The organism is Elusimicrobiota bacterium, from assembly GCA_016722575.1.
Taxonomy (GTDB): Bacteria; Elusimicrobiota; Elusimicrobia; order FEN-1173; family FEN-1173; genus JADKIY01.
This window is the reverse complement of record JADKIY010000002.1, coordinates 416,818-432,277: the sequence shown is the minus strand read 5'-3', so window position 1 is coordinate 432,277 and position 15,460 is coordinate 416,818. Positions and strand designations below refer to the sequence as shown.

Here is a 15,460-nt window from a genome sequence, read left to right as displayed (position 1 = left end):
AGCCATGACCTCTCCCTCCCTCGGCGTCGACATCGTGGAAGTGAAACGCATCGCCCGGTTGATCCGGGAACCCCGGTTTTTGGCCCGGGTCTTTTCCGACCGGGAAGTGGCCTATTGCCGGGCGAAAAAAAACGCGGCCCAGCATTTCGCCGTTCGGTTCGCCGCCAAAGAAGCCGTTTACAAAGCCCTGGGCCGGGCGGGCGTCGCCCACAAGGACATTTCGGTCAAAAACGAGCCGTCGGGAAAACCCGGCGTGGAGTTGGCGGCGAGGCTTCGTTCGCTGGAACCCCGGCTGACGCTCACGCTGTCCCACACCGCCGAACACGCGGTGGCCGTCGCCCTCTTTTCGCCGCCCGCCCGCCGTCGATGACCGCCGTTCCCCGGTCCTGGCTTCCGCCCCGTCCGCGGGATTCCCACAAAAACGATTTCGGCCACGTGCTCGTGATCGGCGGCGCCCGTGGAATGTCCGGCGCGCCGCGCTTGGCGGCCGCCGGGGCCCTTCGCGGGGGCGCGGGCCTCGTCACGTTGGCGGTCCCCCGCTCCCTGGAACTCGTCGCGGCCGTGGGCGGGCCCTGGGAAGCCCTGACGCTCGCTCTTCCGGAATCCGGCGGGGCCGTGGCGGCCGCCGCGTGGCCCGTGGTGTTGGCGTACGCGCGGCGGCGCCCGCTCACGGCGGTGGTGTTGGGTCCGGGACTGTCCGTGACGGCCGGAAGCGCCGCTTTTGTTCGACGGGTCTTGACGGATTTGGGTCTTCCCGTCGTTCTGGACGCCGACGGATTGAACGCCCTGGCGGGCGACACAAAATTCCGGCCCGCCGTTCCGGTGGTTCTCACGCCCCATCCCGGCGAGGCGTCCCGTTTGCTGGGAACGTCCGTGGCCGTCCTTCAAAAAAATCGTTCCGCCGCCGCCCGAACCCTGGCCCGGCGTTTCGGCGGGGTTTGTGTTTTAAAAGGTCACCGCACCGTGATTTCCGATGGACATCGAATCGCGCTCAACCCCACCGGCAACCCCGGGATGGCCACGGGGGGGACGGGCGACGTCCTGGCCGGATTGATCGGCGCGCTGATCGGTCAAGTGGCGGGCGCGGACGCGCCCGAACGGCTTTGGCGCGCGGCCGTGCTCGGGGCGCGCCTGCACGGTTTGGCCGGGGACCGGGCCGTCCGTCGGGGGGCGCCGATCGCCGCGGGCGACCTGGTGGACGAACTTCCCGCGGCCTTCCGTCGAACCTTTTCGCGCCCCGTCTGAACCCCGCTTCGAATTTGTTACAATAGCCTCACGTCCAATGCTTTTCCTCCGCTCTCCCCGCCGTTGTGAATGACCGTCGCGCCTTCGCGACCGCCGTCCGGCTTCGCCGGGCGATTCACCAGCGGCCCGAATTGGGCGGCCGGGAAAAACTCACCACCGCCTTGGTGGCCCGCACGCTTCGGGCGGCCGGCGTTCCTTTTCGACGAATAAATCCAACGGGCGTGGTCGCGACCCTGCGCGGTGCGGGGCCCGGCCCCTGCGTGGCCCTCCGGGCCGATATGGACGCCCTGCCTTTGACCGAGCGGTCGTCCCTGTCGTTTCGCTCCCGGCACCCCGGCGTCATGCACGCCTGCGGCCACGACGCCCACACGGCCATGGTGTTGACCGCGGCCCTCCGGCTCCAGGAAGAGGGGCTGGGCGTTCCCGGCACCCTCAAATTCTTTTTTCAACCCGACGAAGAAGGATCGGGCGGCGCCCGGGAATTGATCCGGCAGGGCGCCATGACGGCGCCCCGGGTGGACGCGGTTTTCGGCGTCCACGTGAACCCGCGGCTCCCGGCGGGCACCCTGGGCCTCAAGGCCGGCCCGTTAATGGCCGCGGTGGACCGGTTCACGATTCGAATCGACGGCGAAGGCGGCCACGGGGCCTACCCCCACGAGGGGACCGACGCCGTCGTGATCGCCGCGGAAACGGTGACGGCGCTTCAAACCGTCGTTTCCAGGCGGTTGGATCCGGTGGAGCCCGGCGTCGTGACCATCGGCACGATCCACGGCGGGGAGCGCTTCAATATTTTGCCGTCGTCGGTGGTCTTGACGGGCACGGTCCGCACCCTGACCCCCGGGTGGCACCGCCGGATGCCCCGTTTGATCGGGCAAATCGTCCGGGGCGTGGCCCGGGCCCACGGCGGGCGGGCCCGCGTGGAGTACGAGGTGTTGAGCCGTCCGGTGATCAACGACCGCGCCATGACGGCCCTGGCCCGGCGGGCGGCGGAGGAAACGGTGGGCGCCCGGCGCGCCCTGACGCTGGAGCGGCCCTCCATGGGCGGCGAAGATTTTTCGGAATATTTGGCGAAGGCCCCGGGGTGCTTCGTTTACGTCGGCACGGGCGCCGACGCCCGCACCCGGCGTCCCTGGCACCACGCCTCCTTCGTGCTGCACGAACCGTCGATGCTGACCGGCGTTAATTTTTTGACGGCCCTCGCGCGCCGCGCGCTCCGGGAACTGAACGGTTGAGTCCCGCGGCGAAGCGCCCCGGGCCGAACACCCTCGGGCGCTGGGGGGAATGGAAGTGGCTCTCGTCGCTTTTGCCGGGGCTGTCCCGGGGATTGTCCCGGCGGGTGGTTCTGGGGCCCGGCGACGACGCCGCCCTGTTGACGATCGGCGGCGAAACCTGGGCCGTGACCACCGATATGCTGGTGGAAGGCGTGCATTTTCGAACGGCCTGGACGTCGGGCGCGGATTTGGGCCACAAGGCCCTCGCCGTCAATCTGTCGGATTTGGCCGCCATGGGCGACGTGGAGCCCGGTTTCGGCGTGGTGGCGGCGGGATTTCCGCCGAAAACGCCGGTCTCTTTTTTGAAGGGGTTTTACCGGGGCTTCGCCGCCCTGGCCCGGCGAACGGGGTTCGACTTGGTGGGCGGCGACACGGTGCGGGCCGACCGGATCACGGTGTCGGTCACGGTGTTGGGCAAAGTCCGCCCCGGAAACCGGGTGTTCCGCCGGGACGCCTGCCGCCCGGGCGACGTCTTGATGGTCACGGGCACTCTGGGGGACGCGGACGCGGGGCTCGCCGTGGCCGAAACCCGGCGGGCGCCCCGAAGCGCCGACGAGCGGTTCTTGTTGAAACGGTTTCGGCGGCCGGAGGCGCGGCTGGACGCGGCGCGCCGGCTGGCCCGGGCGGGCGTTCGAGCGGGCCTCGACAGCTCCGACGGATTGTGGCGGTCGGTTCAAATACTTTGCGAACGTTCCGGGGTGGGCGCGGCGGTGGACGTCGAGCGTTTGCCGCTCTCGCCCGCGTTCCGGCGATGGGCCGGGCCCGGAGCGTTCCGCCGGGCCTTGACGGGCGGCGAGGATTACGAGTTGGTCGTCGGCGCTTCGCCGCCGGTGGCCGGACGTCTCGAGCGATTGGGTTGGGCGACCGCGGTGGGGAAAATTCTGCCCCGCGCGTCGGGCGTCGGGTTGTTCAAAGGCAAAGAAAAACGGGAGGCTCCCGCTGGCTTCGAACACTTTGATTCTTAAGAAATCCCCGGAGTGGTCGCGCGAGACCCATTCCGCCGAAGAAAGCCTGGCGCTCGCCCGCGAGTTGGGGCGGCATTTGCGGGCCGGCGATTGGATCGCGCTCATGGGCGATTTGGGGTCCGGCAAAACGGTGTTCGCCCGGGGGTTGGCCGAAGGGCTCAACATCGAGGACGTTCCCACGAGTCCCACCTTTGCCATCGTTCAGACGCACCGCCCCCGGAAAAACCACGGGTCGGCGACGCTTCGCCACGTGGATCTTTACCGGCTCTCCCCGGCCGAAGTGCCGGGCCTCGAATGGGAAGAGCTTCACGACGACACGGGCGTCACGGTGGTGGAGTGGGCCGAGAAAGCCAAATTCCTTTGGCCGGCCCAGTGCCTGCCCGTGCGCTTGTCCCACAAGGGCGCGGACCGTCGTCAAATCGAATTTTACGTCTGCGGACCCCGGTCGGGCGAAATCGTCAAGCGGTTGAAAGGAAAAAAATGAAAGTTTTGGGCATTGAATCGACGGGAAGCCGGTTGGGCGTCTGCCTCTGGGAGGATTTCCGCGTGCGGGCGGCCAAAACCCTGCCCGCCGGCGACTCCCACAGCGAACACCTGTTGCCGACCTTGCACGACTTGTTCAAAAAAGTCCCCTGGACTCCCCAGGACCTGGACGTGGTGGCCGTGGACGTGGGCCCCGGCCGCTTCACCGGGATCCGCCTCGGCGTGTCCGCGGCGCGGACGTTGTCCTTCATCCTCCAAAAACCCCTGGTCGAGGTGACCAGCCTCGAAACCCTCGCGGCCAGCGGTTCCGGCTGGCAGACGGGGAAATCTTTCGTCTGGAATTTCCGGGAAGACATGTTGTGCGTTTTGATGGACGCCCTGCGGGGGGACGTCTACATGGCGGTGTGGCGGTTCCACAAGGTCACGGAAAAAAACCGCCGCGGGGTTCCCTCGGGGCGCTCCTACCACACCTTCGGCCACCACTTCAAACTGGTCCACGCGCCGACGCTTTTTCCCTTCGACCGTTTCCTGGATTTCTTCCAGAACTGCTTCCAGGCCCAGTCCCTGCTTTTCGTCGGGTCCGCGGCCAACCGCTACCGGAAGGAATTGTCCAAGGCCTTCGGCCGCCGGGCACGCTTCGTGCCCGGAATTTCCGAGCCCGACCCCCATTGGGTCGCCGCCTTGGGTTCGGAGAAATTCTTTCGGCGGGAAATGAAATCCTTCAACCAGGTCCGCCCCCTCTACCTGCGTCCCTCCTACGCCGAGGAAGCCGCCGCCAAGGCGCGCTGATCGCTTGGCGGTCGCCGCCTTGTCTCTCCCGGTGACGGACCCGCTCGCCGAGGGCCGTTGGGTCCCCTGGACCGACGCGCCGCCGGGCGACTTGGCCGCCCTCGAATCTCAAAGTTCCCCGTCCCCCTGGTCTCTCCGGCAAATCGAAGAAGAACTTTCCGCGCCCCGGTCGCGGGGACTCGCCTATCTCTCGGCCGACGGCCGGGTCCGGGCCTTCGGCGTCTATTGGTGGATCCCTCCGGAAGCCCAACTGGCCAATCTGGTGGTCGACCCCGCGCTGCGCGGACGGGGGCTCGGCCGGGCGCTCCTGGAGCGGTTGATCGCCCGGGCCGTCGCCGAGGGCGGCCGCCTGGCCACCCTCGAAGTGCGTCTGTCCAACGTCCCCGCCCTGGCGCTGTATCGTCGATTGGGATTTCGGGAAACCGGACGGCGGCCCCGTTTCTACGAGGGAACCGAAACCGCCGTCCTGATGGAGAAAAACCTTGACCCCCGCTGACCGAACCTCTCGCCGGATTCTCGCCGTGGCCGCCGCGGCGCTGCTCGGTGCCGCGACCGCCGCGGCTTCGCCCTGGGACGGATACCGGTTGTTCCTTCGGGGGCTGTTGGAGGAACGGGCGGGCCGGCCCGCCGTTGCGGCGGAAATGTATGAAAACGTTTTAAAGCGCGACCCGGAGGCGGCGGCGGTGCGCGCGGCCCTGGTCGAAGCCAGCCTGGCCGCCGGGCGCTGGGACCTCGCGGTCCAAACGGCCCGGGCCCTGGCCGATGGTTTTCCGGAAAACGCCGAATACCAAATTCTGCTGGGCCGCACCTTTTTGGCCGCCGGGCAATCGGACAAGGCCCAAACGGCCTTTGACCGGGCGTTGAAGCTGGACCCCGCCAACGTGGACGCGCTCGGGTGGGCCACCAGTCAGACGCGGCTGACGGACCCCGCCGTGGCCGCCGGCGCCCTGGAGAAGTTCCTCAAAGAAAGCGGGGACGGGGAAGTGGCCGACGCGGTGCGGGACCGGCTGGCCAAGTTGTTGGAGCACGAAGGGAACGCCGCCGGGGCCGAACGCCACTGGAAAAAAATATTGGAATCGGATCCCGGGAACGTCGACGCCCTTCTGGGGCTCGCGGGACTTTACGACGTTCGGGGCGACACGGCCGCCGCCATCGCGGGCTACGAGGAATACGCCGTCCGCGTCGCCGACAATCCCGAAGTGAACGCCCGGTTGGGCCAGCTTTATTTCCAGGCCGGGGACATGTCCCGGGCCCGGCCGGCCTTCGACCGGGCCGCGGTTTCCGCGCCCCGGGACCCGGTCGTTAATTTTTGGCGCGCCCTCGTGGCCCAGGAGCAGGAGCGCTGGGCGGACGCGGTTCAACACATGGCTCTGGCGGCCCGGGCCGCTCCCCAGACCGGGGTGTTGCTCCGATTGGCGTCCTATTACCAGCGCTTGGGCCGCCCCCGGGACACGGTCAAAACCCTGGCCCGTCTTCAAAAGGCCCATCCGGAAAACCCCGATTTCATGCAGTATCTGGGGCAAGCCCAGGAAGACAACGGCCAAATTCGAAAAGCGATCGGCTGGTATGAGCGGGCGTTGAAAATCGACCCGCGCCGCGCCGACGTTCAATTCCGTCTGGCCATGAATTGGGACCGCCTCCACCGCTTTGACAAGGCCGCTCCCGCCCTTCGGAACGCCATCGCCGCGGACCCCCGGCACCATCTGGCGTTGAATTATTTGGGCTACAGCTTGGCCGAGCGGGGGGAAAGCCTTCCGGAAGCGCTGGATCTTATTCAACGGGCCGTGGCCCTGGCGCCCGACAATCCCGCCTACCGGGACTCCTTGGGCTGGGTGTATTTTCGGTTGGGGCGTTTGGAAGAAGCGGAAACGGCCCTGGCCGCCAGCGTGCATCCCGCCGATGACCCGGCCGTTTGGCAGCATTACGGCGACGTGTTGGAGGCCCGGGGCAAAAAGGACGAATCCATGCGGGCCTGGCAGGAAGGCTTGTTGCTCGACCCCAACCACAAAGAATTACTGAAGCGCTTGGGCGACGAAGGCCGGATCAAAAACGTGGCCCCCCGGACGGCCGCGCGCACGTTGTTGAAGCGGGTCGAAGGCAATTTCCGCCAGTTGCGCGGGTTGTCCGGGTTTGTCGAAGTGGACGGACGGTGGCGGGGGCGCGGCGTCGCGGGTCGCGGGGTGTGGCACTACGCCCGGCCCGGCCGCTTCCGGCTGGAAATCCTGGGACCGCTCTTCGCCCCGGCGGCGGTAATGGTCCACACGTCGTCCGGCACCCAATGGCTTCCGCCGGAGATCGGCGACCCCGCCGTGGACGAATGGCTGACCCTGTTGAATCGGGTTCTTTCGGGCGAATGGACCGCCGGGTTTGACGCCCCGTCCGTCTCCGCCCGCCAGGACGGCGACGACGTGGTCTACGAATCCCCCGTCGGAGCGATGGTCCTGCGCGGACGGGAGAAAACGCTCGCGGAGGCCCGGTGGGGCGCGGCCGATGGCCCGCTCCGAATCCGTTTTGAAAACACCGTCGAAAAAGAAGGCCTCCGGGTGCCGACCCTGATTCGTTTGAATTCCGACGCGGGGTCCCTGACCCTCACTTTTACCCAAATCATGGTCAATCCGCCGGCCGCCGGCGACCTTTTTTCCCTGCCCGCCCAACCGTGACGATGCCGTCTTCCCGAACAGGGGCCGCGGCCCCCCGCGCCTTCCCCGCCCCGGCCAAGATCAACCTGTTTCTCGAAATTTTTCGCCGCCGCTCCGACGGCTACCACACCCTCTCGACGTTGTTTCAGGAAATTTCGCTGGCGGACACCCTGCGGGCGCGGCCGGATCCGTCCGGGGGACCCCGACTGTTCTGTTCCTTCCCGGGGTTGACGGCGACCGACGACAATTTGGTGGTCCGCGCCGCCCGGGCCTTCGCGGCGGAGGACCCGAAGGCCGTTCCGCTCCGGTTCGACCTGGCGAAGAAAATCCCGCTCGGGGCGGGGCTGGGCGGGGGTTCCAGCGACGCGGCGGCGGCCCTCAAAGCCCAATGGTTTTTTACCCGGGGCGACCGCCCCTTTCCCGAAAAGCGTTTCCGACTCCCGGCCCGGCGGTTGGGCGCGGACGTTCCTTTTTTTCTACGGGGGGGCCTGGCCGAGGGCCGAGGGGTCGGGGAGAAATTGGAATTTTTAATGCCTCGCCGGCCGGCGGTCCGGCATTTCGTTCTCGTGTACCCCCGGGTGTTTTCCTCGACCCCCGACGCCTACCGGGCCCTTCGATTTCCGTTGACAAAGCGGCGTTCGGGGCTTAAACTAAAAAGAGCCCTGATCGACGGAGCGCCGGCGCGCCTTTGGGCGCCGGAACTTTTCAATCGGCTCGAAGAAGCGGTGCTCCCTCGGCTGCCCGCGGTGGCGAAAGCCCGGCGGGCGCTCGAACAATCGGGTTGTTTGGCCGCCCGGATGTCGGGGTCCGGCTCCTCCGTTTTCGGCGTCGTGGAGACGCCCGCCCAAGGCCGGGCGGTGCTCCGGCGCCTGTCCCGCGAACCCTGGGACCTTTGGCTGGTCCGGTCCGCGGACCGGCGCGCACCGTGAACCGCCCTTTTGGACAACGCCGTTGAACGCCGAGGTGACAACATGGAAATCAGCGAGATTCGCGTTACGCTGCGCAACGAGGACAAGCTCAAAGCGTTTGTCACGGTCACCTTTGACAAATGCTTCGCCGTCCGCAACATGAAAATCGTGGAAGGCGACAAGGGCGTGATGCTCTGCATGCCGTCCCGCAAGCTCCCCGACGGAACTTTTAAAGACGTGGCCCACCCCATCAACGCGGATTTTCGGACTTATTTGGAGAAGCGGATTTTCACGGCCTACGAGGACGAGGTGAAGCGCGCCCCGCCGGGCGGCCCGGCGGCCGCTCCCAAAGAGGCCTAACCAGCGGAAACGTATTCGACGGCGCCGTCGGCTTCGGCCGGCGGCGCTTTTTTTATGGCGAGATTAAAGGCGGTAGGACAGGGAGAGGCGGTGGGTGAGGCCCAAATCCCCGAGAGGGACCAGGGCGTAATCGATTTGCAGGGTTTTAAAGCCGAACCCCAGACCGGCGGAGAGGCCCGTCAGACCGCCCACGTCGCCCGCGGTCCGGGTGTTGTAGCCGCCCCGCACCGCGAAGGTCCAGCCGCTCGTGGCGGGAAGGTTCCACTCCAGGCCGCCCGCCGCGACGGGTTTGTTGTCCCGTCGGAGGATGGCGTCGGCCGACACCAAGAAAGCGGGCGACAAGCGAACCGCCCCCCCCGCCCGGTAGGTCACGGGGAGCGGGTTGGACGCGTCGTCGAATTTGAGTTTGCCGCCCAGGTTCGCCGCCGTGGCGCCCAGGCGCACCCGGTCGCCCAACATCGGCCCGGTCAGGACGCCGGCGTCGAAGGCCACCGTGTTGGCGGCGTCGGCCAGTTCGCTTTTCACGAACCGCCCGGCGAGGCCCACCGACACCACGCCCAGGCTCTGGGCGGCGCCCAAGGCGAAGGCCATGTCCTTGGGCGATAATCCGCCCGTGGCCGCGCCCGCGCTGTCGCGGCCGGTCACGTCGCCCACGGTTTGAAATTGTAGGGCGCCGCCGACGGCCAAACCGAGCGGGAGTTTGAGGGCCACGGCCGCGTGTTCGAAATTAATGGACTCCAGATAAGCCGTGTGGGCCAAGACCACCGACAGGTGGGGCGTGCGCGAGAGTCCCGCCGGGTTCCAGGAAAGGGCCAGGGCGTCGTCGGCCAGGGCCGTGTAGGCTTCGCCGAGGGCCAGGGGCCGGGCGCCCACGCCGATCTTCAGGAAATCCGCCGCCGAGGTCCCTTTGGCCGAGGACGAAAACCCGCCCGCCCGAAGGGGTCCGGCGAGGGCGATCACGCCCGCCAACAACGCCGCCGATCGATTTTTCATCGCTGAACCACCACTTTGACCACGTCGTCCTGGCCGGATTTTTCAATCCGCGCCAAATAGGTGCCGCTCGCCACGGTTTCGCCCGATTCGTTCCGCAGGTCCCACACCGCCTGCCCGCCGCTGTCGGCGTCGAACTCCCGAACTTTCTCCGCGCTCACGGTGTAAATTTGAATCCGGGCCGCCGCCGGTAAATTGGAAAACGTGATTTGGGTGCGGGCGGGCACCGGGTACGCCACGGCCGTCGATACGGTGTTGGAAGGGGCCCGTCCCATGACCTGCACGAGGCTGGTGCAGGCCTGGGCCGCGGTGACTTTATTGGTGGTCGCCTCCACCCGGGAGGGCAGGGGGACCCAGAATCCCCGGGCCCCGTCGTAGCGGGCGATCACGAGGGTCGATTCGTCGATGCCCGCCACGTCCGCGTCGGCGTAGCTCAACGTCACGGAAAACCCGCACACGGGCGGGACCGCCGAAATGTCCGCTCCCACGCCCAGGGGCGTCAACGTTCCGGTCGGACCGGTGCCATTGGGGAATGTCCCAGGGTTGAGGACGGTGAACACCGTGCCGCAGGTCGCTGAACCCGGGGGAACGATCACATTGGTCGCGCCGTAGGAAAAGGCGCCGCCGTCGGAACAGACGGAGAACACGTTGGGCACGGTCACCGACGCCTGAATCACGGCGTCGTAGGCGGTGAGCCGTTCGTCCCCGTTTTCCGCGCGCACGCGGAAGCGGTAGGGGCCGGTGGCCAGGCCAACGGCGGTGGCTTCCAGGCTCGACCCCGATTGGAATTCCTCAAAGTCCCCGGGGCCGAAGGCTTTCTCGGCCCGGTAAACGGTGCCGAGGGGGTTGCCGTTGGCGTTCCACCGCAGAGTAACGCTCGAAACGTAGATCGAGACCGCGCTCCCGGTCGGCGGGTTCGCCAACGTGTAGGCCACGGGAGAGAGGCCCGAATCGGCGTCGCCCGTGGCGTTGCTCGCCCGAACAAAAGCCCGCCGGGGCGTGTTGGCCGTCGGGAAATCGGTGTCCATGTAAAAGGTCGTGTTCGGGGAGAGGGGGCCGGAGAGGTCCTGGTCCGAAGCGCCGATCCGGGCGAAGAACCTGTAGGACGCTTCGTTCGTGGCGTTGTCCGTCCATCCCCATCTCAGGGACCCCGTGGACCGATCGATCACGACCGGCACCGACGGAGCGGCCGGCGGCCCCAGGGCCGTACGGGCCGACACGCCGGAGTAGCCCGTGGGGTTTTCGTCGCCGTTCACGGCCCGCACGCGGAAGAAATACGTCGTGTTCTCGGCCAACCCTGTGAACAGGCGGGCGGTGGCGGTGCTCGAGAGGGCGGCCCCGTAGGTTTCCACGGACGCCCCGAATTGGGATTCGTAAACGGTGCCCGGGGGATTCCCGTTGGCGGGCCAGGTCAACAACACGGTGCTCGCGGTCGGCGCCGCCGCGGGAACGTCCGGTTGCGCGGCGTCGGTAAAATGGGCCAGGGACCCCGAAGCCCCGGTACGCCCGCGTTGAAGGCTTCGACGTAAATCTGTTGGGACCGGTTGGGCGACAACCCGGTTTGAAGGAAGGACGCCGTTCCAGCCGGAAGATCCCCGGACAGGGAGGCGTTGTCGGTCGTGCGCCGCACGCGGTAACCGGTTTCGTTGGCGGCGTTGTCCGTCCATCCCCAGGTTATGGAAACCGTGGATTCGTCGATCACGAACAGCGACGGGGCCAAGGGCGCCAGGGGAATCGTGCGGGTCGTCACCACGTTGGAATAAGCCGTGGTCGTTCCCTCCGTATTTTCCGCCCGCACTCGGAAGAAATAGGTCGTGTCCGGCGCGAGCGCCGGGGCCAACGCGCTGGTCAGGGTCGTGGTGGCGATTTCAACGTACGCCGCGCCGTTCAAGGACCGTTCGGCCCGGAACAGGGTGCCCCCGGGATTGCCGCCGTTGGACCAGCCGAAGGAGGCGCTGGTGGGAAACACGCCCAGGAACGCCAAGGACGAAGGGGGGGCCGCGAGAGAATACGCCGTGGCCGACGGTGCTGAAGCGCTTGAGCCCGTCGCGTTAAAGGACTCCGCGCGCACTTGGGCGGGGGCGTTGGGACCCAGCCCGACGTGGACAAACCCCGTGGAGTTGACCGGCAGATCGCCCGAAAGATTGAGGTTGTCCGAAGACCGGCGAACCCGAAAACCGTCTTCGTTGTTGGCGTTGTCCGTCCAGGCCCAGGAAACGCTGTGGGTGGAAAAGGCGACGGCCGTGACCGCCGAGGGCGCGTTGGGGGTCAGGGAGGGAATCCAAAGCGTCAAAAGGGCGCTGGGGGCCGAGAAAATCCCTTCGGCGTTTTGGGCGCTCGCTTGAAATTCATAGGTGGTGTTCGGCGTCAATCCGGGGAAGTTCCGGAACGTTCCGGTCGTCGAGAAAAACGACGGGTCGAACCCGCTTTGGGCGAAGGACACTTGGTAGACCGTGCCGGCCGGGTTCCCGTTGGCCAGCCAGGTGAATCGCGCCGTTTGCGGCGCGACGATGGCGACGGTGCTGGCCACCGGCGCGGTGGCCAGGGTGTAACGGGTGGGGGAAAATCCCGAGGCGCTGGAGGCCGTGACGTTAAAGGATTCCGCGAAGACCCGCTGGGGCGCGTTGGGGGTCAGGCCCGTCTGAAGCCATTGGGCGCTGTTGGCCGGGAGAGTGCCGATCAACACCACGCTGTCCGAAGCCCGGCGGACCCGGAACCCCGCTTCGTTCGCGGCGAGATCCGTCCACCCCCAGGTGAGGCTCCCGGTGCTCCGGGCCACCGCGTCCGGCGCGGAGGGCGCGGCCGGTGGCGCGGGCAACGTTAGCGTTGAAACGGTGGCGTCAAAGGCGCTGTTGACCCCGTTGGCGTTCCGGGCGCGCACCCGGAAAAACCAGGTCGTGTCGGGGGTCAGAGTGTTAAAGGAAATCGTGGTGGCCGTGGTGGTTGATTCCGAGGCCAGCGCCAGCAGGGGAACGCTCGTGGCCCCTTGGAGGCGATACTCCGTGCCGGCGGGATTGCCGTTGGCGTTCCAGGCGAGGGTCGCCGTGTTGGAGGAACGAATGGTCACGGCGGTGCCGGTGGGCGGATTGGCCAACGTGTAAATCACGCTCGAATTTCCGCCGTTGACGGTTGTCGCCGAATTGAAGGCCTGCGCGTAGGCCCGCTGGGCGGCGTTGGGCGTCAGGCCCGTCTGCCGGTAAAAGGTCGTGTTGGCGGCCAAGGCGAGAACGATGGCCCCGTTGTCCGCGGTGCGCCGAAGGTTGAACCCGGTTTCGTTGTGCGAGTTGTCGGACCAATTCCATTGAACGCTGGAGACGCCCAAGGCCGCGGGAGCGAGCATGGTCGGGGGGTTGACGGGGGGAATGGCCCGGGCCCATTGAAGGCCCCAGGCGTCGTCGAAGGTGTCGCCGTTAAAGACCGGCGCTTCGGCGTAGTTCTGAAGGGTCCAAAGGCTGTGACCGTCGGAGGGGTCGAGGGCGGTTGTGCTGAAATAGCCCCAGGGATTGGCCCCCGCGCCCAAGGGGTGGTAAGGGGCCAGACCGACTTTGTAAATTTCCGGTTTTTGAAGGGTTCCGGCCGGGTCGTTGGCGGCGCGGAACGCGTAGCCGGCCGACGGGAACGTCGTTCCAGAAAAACGGGTGAATCCGATCAGGACGTCGCCCAGGGGAGTGACGGACAAGGACGGGTAGTCGTACATGTTGGCCCCGGTCAAATCCTCAAGAACACCGGCGTCGAAGTCGGCGAGATTGACCGGGTTCCAGTGGTGCCATTGAATGGCCGAGCGCGTGGGCGAAAGGCCGTAAACCGTTTGGGCCGACCACAGGGAGGTCCCGTCGAAAATTAAGGACTGAATCTCGCTTTTGGAGGCCGAAATCTTGTCCGAGGTGCCGGATTGGGGGTGAAAGGGGAAGGTCGACGGGAGGTGCAGATAGGGGGTCGCGATGTTCCGCGAGGACACGGCGCCGAGGACGGGCCCGCCTTTGTCCGTCACTTCCCCCAAACTGTAAAAAATACCCCCGTCGCCGAAGCGGGATTCCAAAAAGTAAAGATCGTCCTGCGCGGTGTTGAGGTTCGGCACCATCGGCGAGACGGGGTTGTTCGCGACTTTGCCGAACCGGGTCACGGTGGTCGGCGTGACGGCGTTGTTGATCAGGTCGTTTTTTTCGAACACGTAAAGGTGGCAACCGTCCGCCGCCCCCAGGTTGGTCGCCACGAGCGTCAGGGCGATCCAACGATGGCTGAAGCCCGTTTGTGTGACGTTGACGCCGATCACGGGGCGCAGGGGGGACGCGGCGTCGGTGTTCAGGTTGAAGGCGTATTTCTTCCAGGGGCCGGTGGGGTCGTCGGTTTCCGACACGGCCACCAAGGCGAAGAATTGCGGGGGAGAGACCCGGATGACGACGCGGTTCGAGGTCGTTCCCAGGGCCGTGGCGATGTATCGTTGGGTTATGGGGTCGAAGTGGATCCGGGGCCAAGCGGTGGAACGAAAGTCGGCGGCCGGCAGGGCCGCGTCCCAGAAATTCAGGAGCGTCTGGGAGCTGACCACAACGCCGGACTTCGATTGGACGATGAGCTTGCCGTTGTCCGACAACACCAGATGGTGGGGTCCCGCGGTCCCGTGCCCGCTGGGAGGCACGAAAGCGAAGGCGGGATCGTAAGCGTCCCCGCGGAACTGAACGGCGGGAGCCGGTTCGGCCCGGAGTCCGAGGCCCGTCAGGGGGAGCGTCAGCCCCATCAGGAGGGCGCGCGCGAAGGGGCGAAAACGGTTTTTCAGACTGTGTCCTTTAAATAGGAAGAGAGCGTGAGAAAGGATCCGGGATGTCGGACGGAAGCGGGCTGATTCTAACACGGAGGGGAGTCGAAGTCAATCGCGACGGGGGGCCGGGAGGGGGCCGCCGGATGGATTAAAGGATTTTAATGGCCCGCACCAGAACGGTGCCTTTTCCGCCTTTGACCCCGCGTGCTTTGGATATCCGGACGTACACGGTGCGCACGTGGGACCAGTCCATAGTCCCGTCCCCGCCGGAGAGGGCCAGGTTCTCCACGGGGACTTCCTCGGTGGCCCAGACGGTCGACTCCAATATTTTGGACCAGGCGACGCTCGCCACGGTGCCGTCGTCGTCAATCACGCCAAATTCGATGGTGTTGACTTTGCCTTCCACGCGGAAGGCCAGGCTCACCGAACGCGCCCCCCGAAGGTCGGCGGGAGTCTTATAGGACACCCGAACCCAACGGCCTTGCACCAACTGGTAGCGAATTTTTAGGGCGGGTTGGCCGCCGCCGACGATCGTTTCCGCGATGATCTCCGAGGTCGTGTCCGCGTCGATTTTCATGGGACGGTTGTTGGACAGCAAAACGTAGGGGGACGCCAGCCGGGGAAAGTCGGCCGGTTTGGCCGCGGCCAGGGGCGGTATCGTTTTCTTGTCCGGATCGGGGGAACCCGCCCCGTCTTCGCCGTCGACGGTCGAGGAGGGGGGCGGCGCGTTTATTTCCGATGAGACTGGGGCGGGCGGTGGCGTTGATTCCGCCGGATTCACGGGCGCGGCCGGCGTCGGCTCCGTAAACGGGGCGGGAGCCGGGGGAGGCGTTTCCAGAGGCGGCGGTTCGACCGCTTCCGCGGAGGGGTCGGGGGCCGGCGCGGAGCGGCGATTCACGATCACCAAAGCCACGGCCAGTGAAATCAGTCCGATCAGAAGGCCCGAGAGGCAGACAACAAAGAAGACCAGATCCCGGCGCCGGCGGAAGGACAAGAGTCCGCGTCGCTGGCGGGGTTGGAACACACGGCGGAGATGGGGATCCAGGGGTTCCAT

The 15,460-nt window shown here is 66.7% G+C and carries 14 protein-coding genes; 10 read left to right on the top strand and 4 right to left on the bottom strand.

The window, feature by feature from the left end:
* Positions 1 to 4: 4 nt before the first annotated feature.
* From acpS to IPP68_05515, 10 genes are all read left to right on the top strand, one after another.
* Positions 5 to 370 (top strand): holo-ACP synthase, encoded by a 366-nt coding sequence (gene acpS, locus IPP68_05560; GenBank protein ID MBL0349824.1) that lies wholly within the window; start codon positions 5 to 7, stop codon positions 368 to 370.
* Positions 367 to 1,245: an NAD(P)H-hydrate dehydratase gene (locus IPP68_05555; protein ID MBL0349823.1), complete on the top strand. Its 879-nt coding sequence runs from the start codon at positions 367 to 369 to the stop codon at positions 1,243 to 1,245. The genes acpS and IPP68_05555 overlap by 4 nt, the downstream gene beginning before the upstream one ends.
* 65 nt (positions 1,246 to 1,310) lie before the next feature.
* Positions 1,311 to 2,477 carry an amidohydrolase gene (locus IPP68_05550; protein MBL0349822.1) on the top strand — a complete coding sequence of 389 codons (1,167 nt, stop codon included), beginning with the start codon at positions 1,311 to 1,313 and terminating at the stop codon, positions 2,475 to 2,477.
* On the top strand, positions 2,474 to 3,481 hold the full coding sequence (thiL, locus tag IPP68_05545) for a thiamine-phosphate kinase (protein ID MBL0349821.1): 1,008 nt from the start codon (positions 2,474 to 2,476) through the stop codon (positions 3,479 to 3,481). Before IPP68_05550 ends, thiL begins: the two co-directional genes overlap by 4 nt.
* Complete coding sequence (tsaE, locus tag IPP68_05540) at positions 3,474 to 3,965, top strand: tRNA (adenosine(37)-N6)-threonylcarbamoyltransferase complex ATPase subunit type 1 TsaE (GenBank protein ID MBL0349820.1); 492 nt, start codon at positions 3,474 to 3,476, stop codon at positions 3,963 to 3,965. Before thiL ends, tsaE begins: the two co-directional genes overlap by 8 nt.
* Positions 3,962 to 4,753 (top strand): tRNA (adenosine(37)-N6)-threonylcarbamoyltransferase complex dimerization subunit type 1 TsaB, encoded by a 792-nt coding sequence (gene tsaB / locus IPP68_05535; protein MBL0349819.1) that lies wholly within the window; start codon positions 3,962 to 3,964, stop codon positions 4,751 to 4,753. Before tsaE ends, tsaB begins: the two co-directional genes overlap by 4 nt.
* 4 nt (positions 4,754 to 4,757) lie before the next feature.
* A complete protein-coding gene (gene rimI / locus IPP68_05530) occupies positions 4,758 to 5,249 on the top strand; it encodes a ribosomal protein S18-alanine N-acetyltransferase (GenBank protein ID MBL0349818.1) in 492 nt (163 codons plus the stop codon).
* Positions 5,236 to 7,413: a tetratricopeptide repeat protein gene (locus IPP68_05525; GenBank protein ID MBL0349817.1), complete on the top strand. Its 2,178-nt coding sequence runs from the start codon at positions 5,236 to 5,238 to the stop codon at positions 7,411 to 7,413. Before rimI ends, IPP68_05525 begins: the two co-directional genes overlap by 14 nt.
* Before the next feature lie 2 nt (positions 7,414 to 7,415).
* Positions 7,416 to 8,321: a 4-(cytidine 5'-diphospho)-2-C-methyl-D-erythritol kinase gene (gene ispE, locus IPP68_05520; GenBank protein ID MBL0349816.1), complete on the top strand. Its 906-nt coding sequence runs from the start codon at positions 7,416 to 7,418 to the stop codon at positions 8,319 to 8,321.
* Positions 8,322 to 8,363: 42 nt separating this feature from the next.
* Positions 8,364 to 8,660: a septation protein SpoVG family protein gene (locus IPP68_05515; protein ID MBL0349815.1), complete on the top strand. Its 297-nt coding sequence runs from the start codon at positions 8,364 to 8,366 to the stop codon at positions 8,658 to 8,660.
* 63 nt (positions 8,661 to 8,723) lie between these two features.
* Here IPP68_05515 and IPP68_05510 read toward each other — a convergent pair whose 3' ends face one another.
* The 4 genes from IPP68_05510 to IPP68_05495 form a co-directional block, all read right to left on the bottom strand.
* Positions 8,724 to 9,653, bottom strand: coding sequence for a PorV/PorQ family protein (locus IPP68_05510; protein ID MBL0349814.1), 930 nt, complete (start codon positions 9,651 to 9,653; stop codon positions 8,724 to 8,726).
* Entirely contained in the window at positions 9,650 to 11,071 is a 1,422-nt protein-coding gene (locus IPP68_05505) for a hypothetical protein (protein MBL0349813.1), read from the bottom strand. Before IPP68_05505 ends, IPP68_05510 begins: the two co-directional genes overlap by 4 nt.
* Entirely contained in the window at positions 11,062 to 14,385 is a 3,324-nt protein-coding gene (locus IPP68_05500) for a hypothetical protein (protein MBL0349812.1), read from the bottom strand. The genes IPP68_05505 and IPP68_05500 overlap by 10 nt, the downstream gene beginning before the upstream one ends.
* 169 nt (positions 14,386 to 14,554) lie before the next feature.
* Complete coding sequence (locus IPP68_05495) at positions 14,555 to 15,460, bottom strand: hypothetical protein (protein ID MBL0349811.1); 906 nt, start codon at positions 15,458 to 15,460, stop codon at positions 14,555 to 14,557.

What these genes read in the sequence shown, in the direction of transcription:
- ispE (MBL0349816.1), top strand. Translation starts at nt 7,416, where the DNA reads ATGCCGTCTTCCCGAACAGGGGCCGCGGCCCCCCGCGCCTTCCCCGCC.
- IPP68_05555 (MBL0349823.1), top strand. Translation starts at nt 367, where the DNA reads ATGACCGCCGTTCCCCGGTCCTGGCTTCCGCCCCGTCCGCGGGATTCC.
- IPP68_05495 (MBL0349811.1), bottom strand. Translation starts at nt 15,460, where the DNA reads ATGGAACCCCTGGATCCCCATCTCCGCCGTGTGTTCCAACCCCGCCAG.
- IPP68_05515 (MBL0349815.1), top strand. Translation starts at nt 8,364, where the DNA reads ATGGAAATCAGCGAGATTCGCGTTACGCTGCGCAACGAGGACAAGCTC.
- acpS (MBL0349824.1), top strand. Translation starts at nt 5, where the DNA reads ATGACCTCTCCCTCCCTCGGCGTCGACATCGTGGAAGTGAAACGCATC.
- IPP68_05500 (MBL0349812.1), bottom strand. Translation starts at nt 14,385, where the DNA reads ATGGGGCTGACGCTCCCCCTGACGGGCCTCGGACTCCGGGCCGAACCG.
- tsaB (MBL0349819.1), top strand. Translation starts at nt 3,962, where the DNA reads ATGAAAGTTTTGGGCATTGAATCGACGGGAAGCCGGTTGGGCGTCTGC.
- IPP68_05510 (MBL0349814.1), bottom strand. Translation starts at nt 9,653, where the DNA reads ATGAAAAATCGATCGGCGGCGTTGTTGGCGGGCGTGATCGCCCTCGCC.